General features: G+C 65.6%; 20 protein-coding genes and 1 tRNA gene. 14 read left to right on the forward strand and 7 right to left on the reverse strand.

Features of this window, described 5'->3' with window-relative positions:
- The first annotated feature begins 334 nt into the window (after window positions 1-334).
- Window positions 335-1,114: a hypothetical protein gene (locus AB0I14_RS23050; RefSeq protein WP_358026310.1), complete on the forward strand. Its 780-nt coding sequence runs from the start codon at window positions 335-337 to the stop codon at window positions 1,112-1,114.
- On the opposite strand, the gene AB0I14_RS23055 is transcribed toward AB0I14_RS23050, so the two are convergent.
- Complete coding sequence (locus AB0I14_RS23055; RefSeq protein ID WP_358026313.1) at window positions 1,111-2,130, reverse strand: linear amide C-N hydrolase; 1,020 nt, start codon at window positions 2,128-2,130, stop codon at window positions 1,111-1,113. The two genes, AB0I14_RS23050 and AB0I14_RS23055, sit on opposite strands and share 4 nt — an antisense overlap.
- A gap of 89 nt (window positions 2,131-2,219) precedes the next feature.
- On the opposite strand from AB0I14_RS23055, the gene AB0I14_RS23060 reads away from it, so the two are divergent.
- The 5 genes from AB0I14_RS23060 to AB0I14_RS23080 all read left to right on the forward strand — a co-directional run bounded on the left by AB0I14_RS23060 (window position 2,220) and on the right by AB0I14_RS23080 (window position 5,120).
- Window positions 2,220-2,495, forward strand: coding sequence for a hypothetical protein (locus AB0I14_RS23060; protein WP_358026316.1), 276 nt, complete (start codon window positions 2,220-2,222; stop codon window positions 2,493-2,495).
- Window positions 2,492-2,974, forward strand: coding sequence for a hypothetical protein (locus AB0I14_RS23065; protein ID WP_358026318.1), 483 nt, complete (start codon window positions 2,492-2,494; stop codon window positions 2,972-2,974). The genes AB0I14_RS23060 and AB0I14_RS23065 overlap by 4 nt, the downstream gene beginning before the upstream one ends.
- Before the next feature lie 121 nt (window positions 2,975-3,095).
- Window positions 3,096-3,365, forward strand: coding sequence for a hypothetical protein (locus AB0I14_RS23070; RefSeq protein ID WP_358026321.1), 270 nt, complete (start codon window positions 3,096-3,098; stop codon window positions 3,363-3,365).
- A gap of 3 nt (window positions 3,366-3,368) precedes the next feature.
- Window positions 3,369-4,247: a DUF4436 family protein gene (locus AB0I14_RS23075; protein ID WP_358026323.1), complete on the forward strand. Its 879-nt coding sequence runs from the start codon at window positions 3,369-3,371 to the stop codon at window positions 4,245-4,247.
- A 45-nt stretch (window positions 4,248-4,292) separates the two neighbouring features.
- The gene (locus tag AB0I14_RS23080; protein ID WP_358026431.1) at window positions 4,293-5,120 is read left to right on the forward strand and encodes a DUF4344 domain-containing metallopeptidase; all 828 of its coding nucleotides are present in this window, start codon (window positions 4,293-4,295) and stop codon (window positions 5,118-5,120) included.
- Window positions 5,121-5,171: 51 nt separating this feature from the next.
- On the opposite strand, the gene AB0I14_RS23085 is transcribed toward AB0I14_RS23080, so the two are convergent.
- Window positions 5,172-6,059 carry an AraC family transcriptional regulator gene (locus AB0I14_RS23085; RefSeq protein WP_358026326.1) on the reverse strand — a complete coding sequence of 296 codons (888 nt, stop codon included), beginning with the start codon at window positions 6,057-6,059 and terminating at the stop codon, window positions 5,172-5,174.
- A gap of 378 nt (window positions 6,060-6,437) precedes the next feature.
- Between AB0I14_RS23085 and AB0I14_RS23090 the strand changes: the two genes are divergently transcribed.
- Window positions 6,438-7,217, forward strand: a complete 780-nt coding sequence (locus AB0I14_RS23090) for a hypothetical protein (protein WP_358026329.1) — start codon at window positions 6,438-6,440, stop codon at window positions 7,215-7,217.
- Window positions 7,218-7,406: 189 nt separating this feature from the next.
- Window positions 7,407-7,892 (forward strand): DUF2628 domain-containing protein, encoded by a 486-nt coding sequence (locus AB0I14_RS23095; RefSeq protein WP_358026331.1) that lies wholly within the window; start codon window positions 7,407-7,409, stop codon window positions 7,890-7,892.
- A gap of 105 nt (window positions 7,893-7,997) precedes the next feature.
- Here the strand turns inward: AB0I14_RS23095 and AB0I14_RS23100 are convergent.
- A tRNA-Ser gene (locus AB0I14_RS23100) sits at window positions 7,998-8,087 on the reverse strand.
- 19 nt (window positions 8,088-8,106) lie between these two features.
- Window positions 8,107-8,619, reverse strand: coding sequence for a MarR family transcriptional regulator (locus AB0I14_RS23105; protein WP_064957336.1), 513 nt, complete (start codon window positions 8,617-8,619; stop codon window positions 8,107-8,109).
- A gap of 67 nt (window positions 8,620-8,686) precedes the next feature.
- Here AB0I14_RS23105 and AB0I14_RS23110 point away from each other — a divergent pair, with 67 nt between their 5' ends.
- Entirely contained in the window at window positions 8,687-9,664 is a 978-nt protein-coding gene (locus tag AB0I14_RS23110; RefSeq protein WP_358026334.1) for an NAD(P)H-quinone oxidoreductase, read from the forward strand.
- Here the strand turns inward: AB0I14_RS23110 and AB0I14_RS23115 are convergent.
- Entirely contained in the window at window positions 9,661-10,857 is a 1,197-nt protein-coding gene (locus AB0I14_RS23115; protein ID WP_358026336.1) for a cysteine desulfurase-like protein, read from the reverse strand. The two genes, AB0I14_RS23110 and AB0I14_RS23115, sit on opposite strands and share 4 nt — an antisense overlap.
- Window positions 10,858-10,981: 124 nt before the next feature.
- Here AB0I14_RS23115 and AB0I14_RS23120 point away from each other — a divergent pair, with 124 nt between their 5' ends.
- Genes AB0I14_RS23120 through AB0I14_RS23140 form a run of 5 tightly spaced genes read left to right on the forward strand, consistent with a single transcriptional unit; the run spans window position 10,982 to window position 16,033 of the window.
- Entirely contained in the window at window positions 10,982-12,940 is a 1,959-nt protein-coding gene (locus AB0I14_RS23120) for a DUF6541 family protein (RefSeq protein WP_358026338.1), read from the forward strand.
- Between the two features lie 30 nt (window positions 12,941-12,970).
- Window positions 12,971-13,486 carry a bacterial proteasome activator family protein gene (locus tag AB0I14_RS23125; protein ID WP_358026341.1) on the forward strand — a complete coding sequence of 172 codons (516 nt, stop codon included), beginning with the start codon at window positions 12,971-12,973 and terminating at the stop codon, window positions 13,484-13,486.
- A gap of 6 nt (window positions 13,487-13,492) precedes the next feature.
- Window positions 13,493-14,290 (forward strand): ABC transporter ATP-binding protein, encoded by a 798-nt coding sequence (locus tag AB0I14_RS23130; RefSeq protein WP_358026344.1) that lies wholly within the window; start codon window positions 13,493-13,495, stop codon window positions 14,288-14,290.
- Window positions 14,250-15,206 (forward strand): glycosyltransferase family 2 protein, encoded by a 957-nt coding sequence (locus tag AB0I14_RS23135; protein WP_358026434.1) that lies wholly within the window; start codon window positions 14,250-14,252, stop codon window positions 15,204-15,206. The genes AB0I14_RS23130 and AB0I14_RS23135 overlap by 41 nt, the downstream gene beginning before the upstream one ends.
- Entirely contained in the window at window positions 15,203-16,033 is an 831-nt protein-coding gene (locus AB0I14_RS23140; protein WP_358026347.1) for an ABC transporter permease, read from the forward strand. Before AB0I14_RS23135 ends, AB0I14_RS23140 begins: the two co-directional genes overlap by 4 nt.
- Before the next feature lie 3 nt (window positions 16,034-16,036).
- On the opposite strand, the gene AB0I14_RS23145 is transcribed toward AB0I14_RS23140, so the two are convergent.
- Window positions 16,037-16,453, reverse strand: coding sequence for a pyridoxamine 5'-phosphate oxidase family protein (locus tag AB0I14_RS23145; RefSeq protein WP_358026351.1), 417 nt, complete (start codon window positions 16,451-16,453; stop codon window positions 16,037-16,039).
- A 98-nt stretch (window positions 16,454-16,551) separates the two neighbouring features.
- Window positions 16,552-16,648: MspA family porin (locus AB0I14_RS23150; RefSeq protein WP_207544394.1), on the reverse strand; the 97-nt coding region annotated here is incomplete at its 5' end.

Consider the following 16,648-nt stretch of genomic DNA (forward strand, 5'->3'; position numbering starts at 1 on the left):
TTCCGTAACCTACGGTACCGTAGGTTACGGAACCGTAGGTTACATATTGGTGAAACGAAAGGGCCCGAGGACGGCGAGCGGCGGAGCAGCCGCCAGCGGAGCCACTCGGCAAACACCGACAGGCAGCCGACAAGCAAGGAACGCAAACACTAGTTCCACCATCGGAGCCGACAGCAATGAAAAGACATGCCCGCTCACGTCGCCGACCGTCACAGCACCACGGGAGTGTAATCTTCACCATCCCAATGGGATTCGATCGGAAGAACTCGAATATCCCACGGTTACCGCGCATTTCCTGACACATCGCGATTCCCGATGGCGGTATGCTCCGGCAATGTCTGACCCCACGCAAGATCCGACGATGTACAACGAGGTTCCTGATGAGCCGACCGTGTACAACGAGGTTCCACCGGAACCGACGGCGTACAGCGAGGCGCCGGCAGAACCGACGGTCTCCAACGAGATTCCGCGTGACGAGCAAATTTCTGATCACGCCCCTGAGCAATCACCGCCGTGGTACAAGGTCCCTGCGGTTCTCATCGCTCTCGGTGGTGCGGTCGTCGGGATCATCGCCGTGGCGGTCGCTCTGATGGTCAGCCGCGACGACAACACAACCCCTACCGGGAACACCGCCCCCCTGGCACCACCGTCGTCGGCCACGAGCCCCAATGTCCCGGCCCCGGCGGGACCGGGCAATGGACAGTCGGCACCGCAAGCACCGGCGCGGACCGCGCCACCGGCGCCGGGTCCCGCCTCACCCGGCGGTGCGACGCCCGTCGTCCCGCAGCCGAGCAACCCGGGAGCAGTACCCGGATATCCCGTCGTACCCGAGCCCGTCAACCCCGGACCCGTACCGGACGGTCCGATGGAACCGGGCCATCCCACCTTCACCGGACCAACACCGGACGGACCACCCGAACCGGGCCAGAACACGTTCACCAGCCCCGCGCCGGCGGGTCCGATGGAACCGGGTCACCCCACCTTCACCGGACCAACACCGGACGGACCACCCGAACCGGGCCAGAACACGTTCACCGGACCCGCGGCGGACGGGCCACCTGAACCGGGGCAGACGACATTCACCGGACCCGCGTCAGGCGACGAGGCGGATTAACGCTCCCCCGCCTTCTCCAACTGATGGAGCAACCCGAGCGACAGGAAGGTCATGGGGCCCTTGTCCTCGAACTTGTGGGCCACGTTGCCGGCGATGCCGCCCTGCACCGCAAGCTCCCCGATGAGGTCGAGCTTGAGCTGCGGACTGCCCTCGGAGAAGTCGAGGTCCGCCAGGTCGACCCACACGATGTTGGGGCGGGTGGTCGACTCGTAGACGTACCGCTTGTTGGTGAGATCGAGCACCACCTGCCAGATGGTCTGCGAAGCGTCGGGCTTGCCCGGGTCGGGGATGCGGAACGGCTGAGCGGCGTTGCGGATCACCGAGAACATGCTCGCGATGGCCTCAACCTGACTGGACGGCGTGGGCAGCCGGCCGGCGTAGTAGCTCGCCCGGGCGAAGCGGTCGCTGGCCAGGGTGGAGCCCGGGATCGGCTGATCGCCACCGAGACCGGTGAACGACTTCACGAGCTCCAGCTGCTGATCGAAGGTCGGTGAATTGGTCATCACCCGGTAGTCCTTCGAGTGATACACCCGGGCCTTGCCGTCGACGTACTCGATGATCGCCGAGTCGCCGGTCGCGTCATCGAGCGCCAGGTGCAGTCCGGGGCGGACGCCACCGGTCGGATCGTCCATCTGGACCACCTGCACGTCGGTCTCCGCGATCCATGCGGTCGCCTCGGCGACGGTGGCGAAGTTGTCCAGGAAGTACTGCAGCCAGATGGCCTGGCCCAGCTGCGTGCGCGAGTCATCCGGCTCGCCGTACGTCGATTCGGCCAGCCACAGGATGTGCCCGCCCAGACCCGCCTCGTTCATGCCGTCGACGGTGGTGATGTCGTAAGCCGAGGCGATGACGCTGCCGTACTTCGAGGTCCAGGTGAGCTTGCCCGAAACCGCGTCGTCACGCTGCACGCCGCGGGGCTGCTTCCACAGGTTGGTCATCAAATCCTTGTGGAAATCCATGTTCCTGCCGACCAGAACCCCATCGCCCGCTTCGGGCCACATGACTCGCGTACACATTGGAGCGAGCCTAGTGCCGGGGCGCGTCGATGTATGACGAACGCACGGACCAGTTCCCATCGGCCAGTTAACCGCTATCGTTTCCAGTCATGGCGTCAACGACGTTGTTCAAGTTGCGTTCCGCGCTTCCGGCAATGCTTCGCACGGTCCTCACGGCAACCGCGCTCGCCGCCGTGACGACGCTACCGGGTACCGCGGTGGCCGGGGCCGATCCGATGACGGTGTGCCCACCCAACCAGCCGTCCAACTGGAACGGGCAGCCTTGCTTCCCGCAACCGTGCGTGCCACCGTACGCGCCGGGCATCCCGCCGTGCTTCATGCCGCCGCCGCAGATCGGGCCGAACGGGATACCGGTGTTCGGTTGAGCCTCAACAATTTCAGCAACCGGCGCTACGCCATCGCACGGATCGCCCACGTCACCGGGGACGCGGCCTGGTGGATATTCGTCGTCGCCCGACTCATGGCGGAGATGAACTCGTACGGCATGCCCCGCCGCTACGCGGATTTCTCCGAGGATTCCTTGTTCGGGGTCGGCCTGGGCCAAGGCGACTACTTCTACAGCACGAACCTCATCTCGAGCGTCGCCATCGTCGCACTGACGGTGACGGTCATCGGCGCGGTGACCGAAGCCGTGGCAGTCGGCAAGTGGCCCATCGGCATTGGCACGATCCTTGCCCCGGTGACCAGCGCGGCCGTCGTCCTGGTCGCGCTCTATGCGCGGACCGGATTCGCAGGTGAGCTGCAGCTCAACCCGATCGTCGTGCTCGTGCTGGTGCTGCTCGGGGTGGCCGTCCGTGAAGTGTGGAGCCGGGCATTCGCCCCACGCCCGTCACGGGACAGCTGAAACGACAACAAGTTTCCCGAAAGTCCGCCATTTTTCCGAAGGCGTTTTCGGAATTACCTGGGTAACGTCGGCCGCGTTTGCTCCAGACCGCACGGTCTGACGAACGAGCTGAGGAGATTCCATGTTGACGAGGTTTGCTGTGGCTGGTGCGCTGGCATTGGGTGCCATGGTTGCGAACGGGAACGGCGTCGCACAGGCCGATGACATCCTGGTGGTGGGGTACGACGGCGTCGAGGAGTACTACAACACCGAAGCCGAATGCCAAGAGGACGGGCCGACCGTCCACCTGCAGATCAACGACACCACCTACCCGTACTGGTACTGCCGGATCGGCGACGATCGCGGTGACACCGTCCATTGGTACCTGTGGAACACCGACATTCCGAACTAGTCAGTGGCTTCGAACACCGAGATCCGGCGGCTGGGCGTCAAAGGTGCTGCGGCAGCGGGGCTGGTGCTGGTCCTGGTGATGGCCGGGAGCCTCAGTCTCTACCTCATGCACCGCAACTCCGACTACTCATACACCTTCGGTGCGGCCGACGCCGCTGACCGGGTGGACGTGTCCGTGTGGATCACGCGCATCGATCCCAGCGCCCGAACGGTCGTGGTGCACATGAACGTAGAGCCGGCCGGGGCACTGACGGATCCCGACGGAAACTTCGGCAGCGACACGGTGTTGACCACCTCGGCCCTGGGCGGGCCGATGGCAGTCAAGAAGAGCGACATCCTGCTCGATGTCGAGCGCCATTTCTGGACCGGCTCGGGCACCGTCACCGACTACCCGTTCGACCGCTACAGCGCAACCATGAGTTTCGCCGCCAGCAGCCCCGACGGCACGGCAATTCCGGTGGCGGTGACGATGTGGAGCGACGACCCGTTCTTCCGGATCGCGCCCGCCGAATCCGCCCCACCCGATGAATCAGACCAGACCGTCGAGATCACCCTGAGCGCAACGCGTTCCACCCCTACCCTGGTGTTCGCGGTGTTCGTGATGGTACTGATGCTGGGCCTGTCGATCGCGGCCCTGACCGCGAGCTATTACATCCTGCGCTGGCGACGCGGGCTGATCTTCCCCGCCTGTTCGATGATGGCCGCGGTGCTGTTCGCGCTGATCCCGTTGCGCAACGCCGTTCCCGGCGACCCTCCCATCGGGTCGGTGATCGACTTCGTGTCGTTCTTCATCGCCGAGATCCTGATCGCCGCCGCGCTGATCGCCTCGGTGGTCATCGGCTACCGGGTCGAGATTGCCAATGAACTCGACGGAACTGACTGACCCACAATGCTTTTTGATCCCCCGAAAGGACACACAGTGCGCCGGATCCCTATCACCACGGCACTGGTGGCGATCGCACTGCTGGCATCGAGCTGCGCCGAGGACGCGCAGTCCCCGCCGGCAACGACGCCCCCTACCACCTCCGCCGCAGCCACCGAGGCAGACGACGGCGCCATGGTCGTCAGTTTCGAAGAAGCCACCACACCCGAAGCCCAACAGGGCCGGGCATTGATGGAGAAAACCCAGGTGCTCGAAGGACTGGCCGACGAGGTCACCGGGATCTTCAAGCTGCCCTACGATATTCCGCTCGTCGGATCCCAGTGCGGGGAGGCCAACGACTTCTGGAGCCCGGAGGATCAGCAGATGGTCCTGTGCTACGAGGACATCGCCGAGAGTCTCACCCTTTTCGCCGACGACCCCGATCCGGAAGCCACTGCGCGCCGGGTAGCGGTCGCGTCGTTCTACCACGAGCTCGGCCACATGGCCATCGACCTCTACCAACTGCCCGCCACCGGGCGAGAAGAGGACGTTGCCGACCAACTCTCGGCGTACCTGCTGCTGGCCGCCGACACCGACGGCCACGTCGACCCCGACGAGGTGCAGGCCGCCAAGGATCAGGCTCGCGAATACCGCCTGTACGCCCAGGACGACGGTCCGCAACCCGACGAAGCGCTGATGGCCGACGTGCACACCCTCAACGAAGCCCGCATGTACAACTTCGAATGCTGGATCTACGGATCCGATCCCGAGGCCAACGCCGACGTCGTCACCGATGGGCTGCTGCCGCAAGACCGAGCCGACGGCTGCCAAGACGAGTTCGTCAAGCTCACCAACGCCTGGTCCGAACTCCTCAAACCTCACCTCAAACAGTAACCACCACAACACTTCCAAGGATCCATCCGTAAATGGCTGAGCCTCAACGGATTACACCTCGCGGCTACCCCACGTTGCGTGTCGGTATGCGGTCGGGGTGACGCCCACCCGCTGTTTGAACGTCGTGGAGAAGTGGCTGGGCGTGGAGAACCCGACCACATTGCTGATCTCAGTGATCGAGATGGGCGCGGATTCCAGCAGCAGCTTGGCCTCGGCGATCCGTTGGTCCAGAACGAACTGGTAGGGCGTCATGTGAAACGCCCGCTCGAACGCACGACGAAACACGTCGAGCTTCATCCCGACCAGCCCCGCCAACGTCGGAAGGCTGACCTCAGAGTCCACGCCGTCGCGGATGAACTCAACCAGGCACCGCTGTTCGTCCCGGCTCAACTCCCGGACCCTCCGCGGCAGCCGCGTCGGTGGAGCAGCCTCGCCGTACCGGTCGCGCACATGCAGGCGCAGCCCGTCGGCAAGGGACTCCTGCAGCAGCCTCGCCGCCATGTCCTCGCGCTCCTCGACGCTGATGATCCGCTCAATCATGTGGTGCAACAAGGGATCCTGCTGCCCGGCCGATGGGCGCAACGTATCGCGCCCGATGATCGCAGTCGGGAAGGTCAGCTGAACGAATCGGCATTCGGTCTCTCTTGCCATGGCGGCCGACCGCAGTTCGGCGGGGATCACCCACACGTTGCTCGTGCGGGGGATGACATGACCAGCGAATCCGCCCTCGAACTCAACCTCCTTAGAACTCGCCTGCCCACCACGCCAAACAAGGACCTTGTGATCGGATTCAGAAAATGACCAATCAACCGATTCAGCGAACTGCTGGGTAACAAACTCGACACCGATCCCGAGCACCATGACGTCGCGCTCGCGGAAGCCGTCTCCGGTCGCACCGTGCACGTGTTCGCCGTCGCCGACATCGTGATTCACCGTCACGACAACAGGCCGACCGTTCGTTCAGCTAACACGCAACGATCGTAACGTCTATGGCGACCGGCCTGGCGCGCAAACTTCGTGACCCGCAGGCGGAGCGGCGCTGTACAGGCGAAATCCGGTTGCCGGGAACAAGTCCGCGGCAACCGGATGCACGTCTACGTCGCCTAATTCGTATGACGCACAGCCACCATAGACACTCACCGCTCGGCAACGCCTTCAGAATCCGTCGACAGACTTTCCAAAAAACTTGTGATCGCGGGTGCCTCGGCCGCGGCTCACGTAGTTCTGCCCGTGCCGTATCACGCGATTTCGGACAGCTAACCGATAGGATTTGCCTTTATGCCGCCCACGCAACGCGATGAGCAAAGTGTTGCGTTCATGGCAATGCCCCGAAGTGGCGCCCTGGTCGCGGCGGCGACGGTAGTCGTTCTCGCCCTCGCGGGCTGCGGACCGGCCCCTGCGCCGTCGACACCATCTGCGGCGGAAAGTACGACGACGTCACCGATCGCGACACCCGAACCGTCCGCCGGCGCCGAATCGGCCGCACCACTGGCCACCGACGCGCACGGGTACACGATCACGTCGATCACTGCCCCCGGCTCGCAGCCGGGCAAGTCGGTGACCATCCCTCAGTTGTCCGGCGGCGAACCGGCCGTCACCGCCCGCTTCAACGCTGCCATGCAGGCCTCCCGGGCCGGGATGCCCGAACAGTCCGCCGACATGAGCGTGGACGATGGTGAGCTCCCCGGCGGGTTCGGCAGCGGCGTGACCAGAATCGGCTCCGGAGTCGTAGCCGGACGGATCGTCCTGCTCTGGTACGGCAAAGGCGCCGCACACCCCAATCACAGTCTCGGCACCGTGGTGATCGAGACCCACAGCGCGACACCGGTCACCGTCGACGATCTGTACCTGGACCGCGCTGGCGCGCTGGCCCGGCTGCGGACGCTCCTGCCGCAACTGGACCCCAGCCGCCGTCTGGATGAGCAATGGCTGTCGGGCGAGGACATCGCCGCCAACTGGCTGCCCACGCCGAGCGGGCTCCAGGTGTACGTGTCTGTCGTCCATGCGATGGGTGACTACGTGCCCGTGACCGTGCCGTGGGACCGGATCGCCGATCTGCTGCGACCGGGGATGCTCGAGGTACTGCGGGCGGACTGAGTGCGGACCAGTGGTTGATGCCGTCGCAAACGCCGCGCTCAATGTCTCGGGTGTCGAACTCGACTACACCCCAACCTCATTGGATCAGGTGGAGTGGCCGGCCCATGCGTAGGTTCGTCGGCGTGCTCCCGTACCGCAGGAGACTTCGCTGACCGCAACGAGCTTCTGCTCGACGGCTATTATCGCGCGGTGACCGACAACGGTGTTCCTCCTCAGTACTCGAATGATCCGCAGAGCCCGTACGGGGCGCCCGCACCGGCCCCGGCGGCCTTCGAGGTGCCCGAGAAGTGGCGCAGCCGATTCGACTTCTTCTCACGCTATGGCCAGCCCGGATCCTCGCCCGAGGCAACGGCCGCATTCAAGCAACTCTCGTTCGGACAGCGGATGCGGCTCGGAGCGAACGGGCCCGCGTTCTTCTTCGGCCCGATCTACTTTGCTATCAAGGGGCCTTGGCGCAAGGGCCTCAGCCTCTTCGCCATTTCGTTCGTCTTGAGCTTCGTCATCGCGCTCGTCGAGTACATCCTGAAGTTCACCTTTCCGCCAGCCGCCTACGGCGCGGCAATCGGCGTGCTCTACTCCAGCACCGCGAACTGGGCCTACTTCCTCCACGTCACCCGCGGCAGCACCAGTTGGAACCCGTACGAGGGCACGCCCTTCTTCCGCAAGAAGAGCTAGGGTTTGCGTCGTGGTTCACGGCTCGTGACGCCATCGCGTCGCACGACGCGGCGGTGATGGATGCGCTGCGGGACTCATCGCCGAGTCCCGGCAACCCCGCCCTGATGGCGGTGGCGGAGGGATTTGAACCCCCGGACGGTGTTAGCCGTCTCTCGCTTTCAAGGCGAGTGCATTAGGCCGCTCTGCCACGCCACCGCCGACAAGCGTACGGGTTTCACACCCGGCCGATGTGGGCGGGCGGCGATCCGTTCTTCAGCGCGACGCTGATGCGACGACAGTTCTCCCCCATCGCCGCGATCTGCGGACGTGAGAGCCTGCCGAGGAAGTGCGAGCGGACGCCCTGCCCGTACGTCACCATCGCCTCGCGGACAGCAGCCCTGCCTTCTTCGGTGATCGTGGCGACCACGCCGCGCCCGTCGTCCGGACTGGCACACCTGGTCACCAGGTTCTGAACTTCCAGCCGCCGGATCTGCCGGGTCACCCGGCTGGGCAGAGACATCAGCCGCTCGGCCAAGTCGCCCATCCGCGCCGACCCGGTCGACGACTTGTCCAAGATATCGAGCAGGCGCACATCATTCAGCGTCAGATGATGCGCGTCCACCAACGACCGGTTCAAGGTCGCATACATACGCAACGCCGAGTCGAGGTAGTTCTGCCATGACCTCTGCTCGGCGATGTCCAGGCCCGGCATGTCACCCGCCGTGCGCCCCGCAATCATCCCCGCCATGGGCGCAATCGTAAGGGACGTCAGTATTGCTGCGCTTGGGAAACAGAAGGCTTGTAGCGTGGAAAAAATGCATGCAATTGTCGCGTCCGTCGATGGCCATCTGACCTGGGAAAACGTCGCTGATATCGCACCAGCAAACGACGAGATTTTGATTCGGGTTCAGGCTGCGGGCGTCAATCGGGCCGATCTGTTGCAGGCGGCGGGCAAATATCCGCCCCCGCCAGGCGCCAGCGAGGTCATCGGACTGGAGGTGTCGGGCACCGTCGCCGCGCTCGGCGCGGATGTTACCGACTGGTCAGTTGGGCAACCGGGATGTGCATTGCTCGCCGGCGGCGGCTACGCCGAATACGTCGCCGTACCGGCCCCCCAGGTGCTGCCATTGCCTGATGGCGTTGCCCTGAACGACGCCGCAGGCCTGCCCGAAGTGGCCTGCACGGTGTGGTCGAACCTCGTGATGACAGCGGGCCTGACAGCCGGTCACCTCGTCCTGTTGCACGGCGGCGCCAGCGGCATCGGCACCCACGCCACCCAGGTGGCCCACGCGCTCGGCGCCCGGGTCGTGGTGACAGCGGGCTCCGCCGACAAGCTCGCCCTGTGCCGCGACCTGGGCGCCGACATCACCATCAACTACCGCGACGAGGACTTCGTCGAACGGCTGCGGGCCGAGACCAGCGGCTCCGGGGCCGACGTGATCCTCGACATCATGGGCGCGGCCTACCTGGACCGCAATGTCGACGCCCTGGCCACCGGTGGACGCCTGGTCATCATCGGCATGCAGGGCGGCATCAAGGCCGAACTGAACATCGCCAAGCTGCTCGGTAAACGGGCCGGGGTCATCGCCACCTCACTGCGCCCGCGGCCCGTCGACGGACCCGGCGGCAAGGGCGAGATCGTGCGGGCCGTGCTCGACAACGTCTGGCCGATGATCGCCGACGGGCGGGTGCGGCCGATCATCGGTGCCGAACTGCCCATCCAGCAGGCCCAGCGGGCCCACGAACTGCTGGCCTCCGGCGAGGTGTCGGGAAAAATCGTGCTGACGGTCTAGCCGAGCGAGGCCAGAGCCCGCACGAGCTGATCGACCTCGGCACCCGTCGAGTAGTGCGACAGCCCCACTGTCACCGCGCCACCGATGTCGTTCACCCCGATCACGTCGAGCACGCGCGAGCTGGCATTCGACATCGCCAGGATGCCGTTGTCGGCCAACCGTTGCACCACCCGCTCGGCCGGGATGTCCCGCACCACGAAGCTGAGCACCGGAATCTGGGACTCCGGCCTGCCGATCACCATCACCAACGGCAACGAGCGCAGCGAGACCACCAGGTACTCGAACAGGCGGTCCAGATACGCGCCGGCCGACTGCATCGACACGGCCAGGCGTTCGCGCCGCGAGCCGCTGGCCGAATCATCGAGGTTCGACAGGTACTCGATGCTGGCCACCACGCCACCCAGCAGGCCGTACTGGTGCATGCCCACCTCCAGGCGGGCCGGACCGGTCGCCTGAGGATTCAACGAGACCGACGCCAGCGAGTCGATCACCGATGGGTCGCGGAACACCAGGGCACCGATCGGCGGGCCACCCCACGGCACCGCGTTGAGGGCGACGACGTCGGCGTCGATCTCATTGATGTCGATCAGCCGGTACGGAGCGGCGGCCGAATGGTCGACCACCACCATTCCGCCGACCTCATGCGTGAGCTTGGTCACCTCACCCAGATCGGTGACGGTCCCCAGCGTCGACGACGCCGACGCGATGGCCACCAGGCGGGTCGGCTTGTCGATCAACCCTTCCCACTGCCAGGACGGCAGCTCACCCGTCTCGATGTCGACCTCGGCCCACTTCACCTTGGCGCCATAGCGATTCGCAGCCCGCAACCAGGGCGCGATGTTCGCCTCGTCATCCAGGCGGGTGACCACCACCTCGTAGCCGAGCCCGACCCGACTCGAGGACGCCTCGGCCAGCGAGGTCAGCAGTTGAGCGCGGTCCGCGCCGAGCACCACGCCCCGCGGATCGGCGTTGACCAGGTCGGCGACAGCCTGCCGGGCAGCGGTGAGGACGGCCGCGCTGCGGCGTGCCGATGGGTGCGGTCCCACTGCCGTGGGCATCGAGCCGCGGAACGCAGTGGACACCGTCGTCGCGACGGAATCGGGCACCAGCATGCCGTTCTGGGCATCGAAGTGGACCCACCCATCGCCCAATGACGGGTGCAAGCCCCGCACCCGGGCGACGTCGTATGCCATGCCAGCCACCTTAGAGCGTCCGCAGATATCACAAACCGACACGATTTGGTGAGCGCCCGACCGCACGTTTGCACTTCCGAGACCATGCTCGGACCGGGTCACCCTGGGCAGCCATACTAGTCCAGTGGGCTTCGGGTTCGGAGTGCTAATCGCACTGTTGTTGCTGGTGATCCCCGGGGCGCTGATAGCCAGGGCGGGCGGGCTGACCGTGTCGACGGCGGTCGCAGTGGGTCCGGCCTTGACCTACGGCACCGTCGCATTGACGATCGTCCCTCTCGGGGCCATCGGCGTGCCGTGGAACGCGTGGACGGCGCTGTTTGCTGTGGTCGTCGTTACTGCCATTGCGGCCGGCTTGCGGAGGCTTCTTGCCCGCTTCCGTGACCGCGATGCCGAGGCGTCAGCCATGACGCTGCGGCCCACAGCGGTGGTTGCGGCGGGCGTGCTGCTGGGCGCCGTACTGATTGCTGCCGCGGCCTTCGCCGGCCTGGCGCACTGGCAATCCATCCCCAGCACCTGGGACTCGGTGTGGCACGCCAACACCATCCGGTGGATCCTCGACACCGGCCAGGCCTCGCCGACTCACATGGGTGAACTGCGCAACGTCGAAACCCACGAGGCGCTCTACTACCCGTCGGCCTTCCACGCCCTGGCCGCCGTCTACTGCCAGCTCACCGGCGCCGCCGCGACCACCGCGTACACCGTGAGTTCGGTCACCGCCGCGGTGTGGCTGTTCCCGGTCAGCGCCGCGGTGCTGACGTGGAAGATGCTCCGCCCACACACCTGCGAGATGCGCACCGCTGTCGCTGCGGGCACGGCCGCGGCACTCGCCGCGTCGTTCACCGCGGTGCCCTACGTCGAATTCGATGTCGCGGCGATGCCCAACCTGGTGGCCTACGGCCTCGCGGTACCGGTGTTCGTCCTGATCGCCTCGACGCCGGCCCATCGCGACCGCATCGGCCTGGCCGTGCTGGCCACGGTCGGCGTCTTCTCGGTGCACCTCACCGGCGGCGTGGTGACGGCGCTGCTGGTGGGCGTCTGGTGGCTCGCGGATGCGCTGTGGCGGCCGGTGCGCGGCAGGCTGTCCGACTTCCTGGCGCTGGCCGCCGTCGCGGTGCCGACCCTGCTGATCCTGCTCCCCCAGTTTCTCGGGGTCCTGCAACAGGCCGACATCATCGTCGGCCACGCCTTCGTCAACCACCTCGGTAAGAAACACTCGCTGTTCGCGGCGGTGGTCCAGCACACCCGTCACCTCAACGACTTCCCGATCCAGAACGCACTCATCGCCATGGCCGCCGTCGGCGGACTGGTCATGCTGGTGAAGAAGATGTGGTGGCCGCTGGCGGTGTGGCTGATCCTGATCGCGTCGATCGTGCATTCCGGCGCCCCGTTCGGCGGGCCGCTTGGCGTCATCACCGGCAAGTTCAGCGACCTGTTCTACAGCGATCCGCGTCGACTGTCGGCGGTGGTCACGTTGCTGTACGCACCGATGGCGGCCATCGGCCTGGGCACACTGGTCCTGCTGGGCGCCGCGGCCCTGCGCCGGACCGGCGCCCGCCCGGCGTGGATCCGCGCGACGGCTGCCGTCGCACTGGTCGCCACCACCGTCGGGCTGGCCTGGCACTACTTCCCCCGGCACAAGTACCTGTTCGGGCAGAAGTACGACTCGGTGATGATCGGCGCCAAGGACCTGGAGGCCTTCGCCTACCTGGCCGAGCTTCCCGATGCCCGCACCACGCTGATCGGCGACGCCAACACCGACGGCACCGCCTGGATGTACGCGGTTTCGGGGCTGCACCCGCTGTGGACCCACTACGACTACCCGGTGCAACAAGGCCCCGGGTACCACCGGTTCATCTTCTGGGCCTACGCCGACGACGCGGACACCGATCCCAGGGTTGCCGAGGCGGTTGAGGCGCTCAACATTCGCTACGTGATCACCAGTACACCGGTGGTTCGAGGGTTCGTCATGCCCGACGGACTAGTGTCGCTAGAGCGCTCACGGTCGTGGGAGAAGATCTACGACAACGGTGAGGACCGCATCTACCGCTGGCACGGAGAGAACGCGGCGACGAAGAAGAACTGACACGAGACAGAACTGTTGCAAGGGAAGGCCATGACCATCAACCCCGACGATGACAACATCGAGATCCTGGCCAGCACGGCCGATGAGACCGATGCCGACGCCGACGGCAAGGCGTTGACAGACCTCGTCGAACAACCGGCCAAGGTCATGCGCATCGGCACCATGATCAAGCAACTGCTCGAAGAGGTGCGCGCGGCTCCGCTCGACGACGCCAGCCGTAACCGGCTGCGCGACATCCACCGGACCAGCATCCGCGAACTCGAGGACGGCCTGGCCCCCGAACTTCGCGACGAACTCGAGCGGCTGACACTGCCCTTCACCGAGGACAGCGTGCCGTCCGACGCCGAACTGCGCATCGCGCAGGCACAGTTGGTGGGCTGGCTCGAAGGGCTGTTCCACGGCATCCAGACGGCACTGTTCGCCCAGCAGATGGCCGCCCGCGCACAGCTCGAGTCGATGCGCCAGGGTGCCCTTCCGCCAGGACTTCAGGTCCCGGGCGGACAACGCGGCGGTCCGGCTCACCCCGGCACCGGCCAGTACTTGTAGGTCGCGTTGTCTGATCCGTTTATCTCGACGCGCGAAGCGTGGGTGGAGTTCCCCATCTTCGATGCCAAGACCCGCTCGCTGAAGAAGGCGTTCCTCGGCAAGGCCGGCGGCGCCATCGGACGCAACGAGTCCAACGTCGTCGTCATCGAAGCACTGCGCGACATCACGATGTCGCTGAAAATGGGCGACCGCGTCGGGTTGGTCGGCCATAACGGTGCGGGCAAATCCACACTGCTGCGGCTACTTTCGGGTATCTACGAGCCGACACGTGGCTCGGCCACAGTGAGGGGCCGGGTGGCCCCCGTGTTCGACCTCGGCGTCGGGATGGACCCCGAGATCTCCGGGTTCGAGAACATCCTCATCCGCGGCCTGTTCCTCGGGCAGACCCGCAAGCAGATGCTGGCCAAGGTCGACGAGATCGCCGAGTTCACCGAACTGGGCGAGTACCTGTCGATGCCCCTTCGCACCTACTCGACCGGTATGCGGGTGCGCCTGGCGATGGGCGTGGTCACCAGCATCGACCCCGAGATCCTGCTGCTCGACGAAGGCATCGGCGCTGTCGACGCAGAATTCCTCAAGAAGGCGCAGTCACGCCTACAGAGCCTGGTGGAACGGTCCGGAATCCTGGTGTTCGCAAGCCATTCCAACGAATTCCTGGCCAGGCTCTGCAAAACGGCGATGTGGATCGACCACGGCACCATCAAGATGACGGGCGGCATCGAAGAAGTCGTCGGCGCCTACGAGGGTCCGGATGCGGCCCGGCATGTGCGCGAGGTGTTGGAAGAGACGGCTCGTGGAGCCTGAGTCCGTAATTGCCGTCATCGTCACGCACCGCCGTCGTGAACTGCTCGCCGCATCGTTGGCCGCGGTGGTGAACCAGGACCGCAAACCCGATCACCTGATCGTGGTCGACAACGACGACGACGAGGCCGTGCGTGAGCTGGTCCTCGACCAGCCGGTACCGGCGACCTATCTCGGATCCCGCCGAAACCTCGGCGGCGCAGGCGGTTTCGCGCTGGGCATGCTGCACGCCCTGGCTCAGGGAGCCGACTGGATCTGGCTGGCCGACGACGACGGCCGCCCCGCCGACAACACCGTCCTGTCCACCCTGCTGGCCTGTGCCGAGCAGTACAGCCTGGCCGAGGTCTCACCCATGGTGTGCAACCTCGATGATCCCGACCGCCTGGCGTTCCCGCTGCGCCGTGGACTGGTGTGGCGACGACTGGTCAGCGAGTTACGCACCGAGGGTGAGGGTGATCTGCTGCCCGGTATCGCCTCACTGTTCAACGGCGCCCTGTTCCGGGCCACCACGGTGGAGTCCGTCGGCGTCCCGGATCTGCGCCTGTTCGTCCGCGGCGACGAGGTCGAACTGCACCGGCGGTTGGTGCGCTCCGGCCTGCCGTTCGGAACGTGTTTGACCGCAAGCTATCTGCACCCGTGCGGGACCGATGAGTTCAAACCGATCCTCGGCGGCCGGATGCACACGCAGTACCCCGACGACGAGACGAAGCGGTTCTTCACCTACCGCAACCGCGGCTATCTGCTGTCACAGCCGGGTTTGCGCAAGCTGCTGGCGCAGGAGTGGGTGCGGTTCGGCTGGTACTTCCTGGTGTCCCGCCGCGACCCGGCGGGTCTGCGCGAGTGGATTCGCCTGCGGCGGTTGGGCAGGCGCGAGAGATTCGAGCGGGGCGAGCGAAGCGACGGGAGGAACAACAGATGACGTTCACTGACGCGGCGTCCGAGTCCAAGACCATGACCCGAGCGATCCGCGACCTTTCCGAAGGTTTCAGCAAGCGCGAACTGTGGCTGCACCTGGGCTGGCAGGACATCAAGCAGCGTTACCGGCGCAGTGTGCTCGGCCCGTTCTGGATCACGATCGCCACCGGCACCACCGCGGTGGCGATGGGCCTGCTGTACTCGAAACTGTTCAAGCTCCCCCTCGAAGAACACCTGCCCTACGTGACGCTCGGGTTGATCATCTGGAACCTGATCAACGCGTCGATCCTCGAGGGCTCCGAGGTGTTCATCGCCAATGAGGGCCTGATCAAACAACTTCCGACCCCTTTGTCGGTACATGTCTACCGCTTGGTGTGGCGGCAGCTGATCCTGTTCGGCCACAACATCGTCATCTTCGTGGTGATCGCGATCATCTATCCGAAGCCGTGGAAATGGGTCGACCTGGCGGTCATCCCGGCGCTGGGGCTGATCGTGCTGAATTGCGTGTGGGTGTCGATCTGCTTCGGCATCCTCGCCACCCGCTACCGCGACATCGGTCCGCTGCTGGCCTCGGTGGTACAGCTGTTGTTCTTCATGACTCCGATCATCTGGAACGAGTCGACGCTGCGGCAGCAGGGCGCCGGATCATGGGCGAAGATCGTCGAGATCAATCCGCTGCTGCACTACCTGGACATCGTGCGTGCGCCGCTGTTGGGCGCCGATCAGGAAGCGCGGCACTGGATTGTGGTGCTGGTCTTGACCGCGATCGGCTGGGGCTTCGCGGCAATCGCGATGCGCCAGTACCGGGCACGCGTCCCGTACTGGGTGTAGCCCTTAGGGCGCAGGCGCGCCGCCGAACACGAACCTGCGTCCGGAGATCTCTTTGGGCTGGATGCGGACGTAGCGGCGTTTCGTGGTGGCAATCCACGAGAGCAGTTGGCCACCCTCGGCCTCGGCGATCTCGTCCGGTGCCTCAAGCAGTCGCGGTTCGCCGCGCACGATCACACTCCACCCACCGGAGACAGTGTGATCGTCGGCTTCGAACAGCACCCGATCGTTGAACAGGGCGGTGACCAACTTGGTCCCCTCGGCGGTTCGGAACAACACCGTGCGGTGTTGGACGACGAAGTTGACCGGGAAGATCTCCAGCCGGGTGCCCATCGTCGTGACCAGCCGACCCAGGGTCACGCTGGACAACAGCTGCCAGCACTCGTCTTCCCCGAGCACCGAAACCGGGCCCTGCGACGTCATGAGGCCACCGTAGCGCCGAAATGGCGATCGGCGCGCCCGGCTCCTCGAGAGAAGCGGGACGCGCCGATCGGCAGGATGACTACTGGACGTTCACGTCCTCAGTTCATATTCCAGGGCTCGCCGTAGGTGGTGACGCTGTCACCGGTCGAGGCGATCAGGCGGGCGAACGGACGCAGCAACACACCACCGGCCGCA

Source organism: Mycobacterium sp. NPDC050441 (assembly GCF_040655355.1).
GTDB lineage: Bacteria > Actinomycetota > Actinomycetes > Mycobacteriales > Mycobacteriaceae > Mycobacterium.

Coding starts and splice junctions, on each gene's coding strand:
- AB0I14_RS23050 (WP_358026310.1), top strand. CDS start 335: ATGTCTGACCCCACGCAAGATCCGACGATGTACAACGAGGTTCCTGAT.
- AB0I14_RS23055 (WP_358026313.1), bottom strand. CDS start 2,130: ATGTGTACGCGAGTCATGTGGCCCGAAGCGGGCGATGGGGTTCTGGTC.
- AB0I14_RS23060 (WP_358026316.1), top strand. CDS start 2,220: ATGGCGTCAACGACGTTGTTCAAGTTGCGTTCCGCGCTTCCGGCAATG.
- AB0I14_RS23070 (WP_358026321.1), top strand. CDS start 3,096: ATGTTGACGAGGTTTGCTGTGGCTGGTGCGCTGGCATTGGGTGCCATG.
- AB0I14_RS23090 (WP_358026329.1), top strand. CDS start 6,438: ATGGCAATGCCCCGAAGTGGCGCCCTGGTCGCGGCGGCGACGGTAGTC.
- AB0I14_RS23105 (WP_064957336.1), bottom strand. CDS start 8,619: ATGGCGGGGATGATTGCGGGGCGCACGGCGGGTGACATGCCGGGCCTG.
- AB0I14_RS23110 (WP_358026334.1), top strand. CDS start 8,687: ATGCATGCAATTGTCGCGTCCGTCGATGGCCATCTGACCTGGGAAAAC.
- AB0I14_RS23115 (WP_358026336.1), bottom strand. CDS start 10,857: ATGGCATACGACGTCGCCCGGGTGCGGGGCTTGCACCCGTCATTGGGC.
- AB0I14_RS23125 (WP_358026341.1), top strand. CDS start 12,971: ATGACCATCAACCCCGACGATGACAACATCGAGATCCTGGCCAGCACG.
- AB0I14_RS23135 (WP_358026434.1), top strand. CDS start 14,250: ATGTGCGCGAGGTGTTGGAAGAGACGGCTCGTGGAGCCTGAGTCCGTA.
- AB0I14_RS23140 (WP_358026347.1), top strand. CDS start 15,203: ATGACGTTCACTGACGCGGCGTCCGAGTCCAAGACCATGACCCGAGCG.
- AB0I14_RS23145 (WP_358026351.1), bottom strand. CDS start 16,453: ATGACGTCGCAGGGCCCGGTTTCGGTGCTCGGGGAAGACGAGTGCTGG.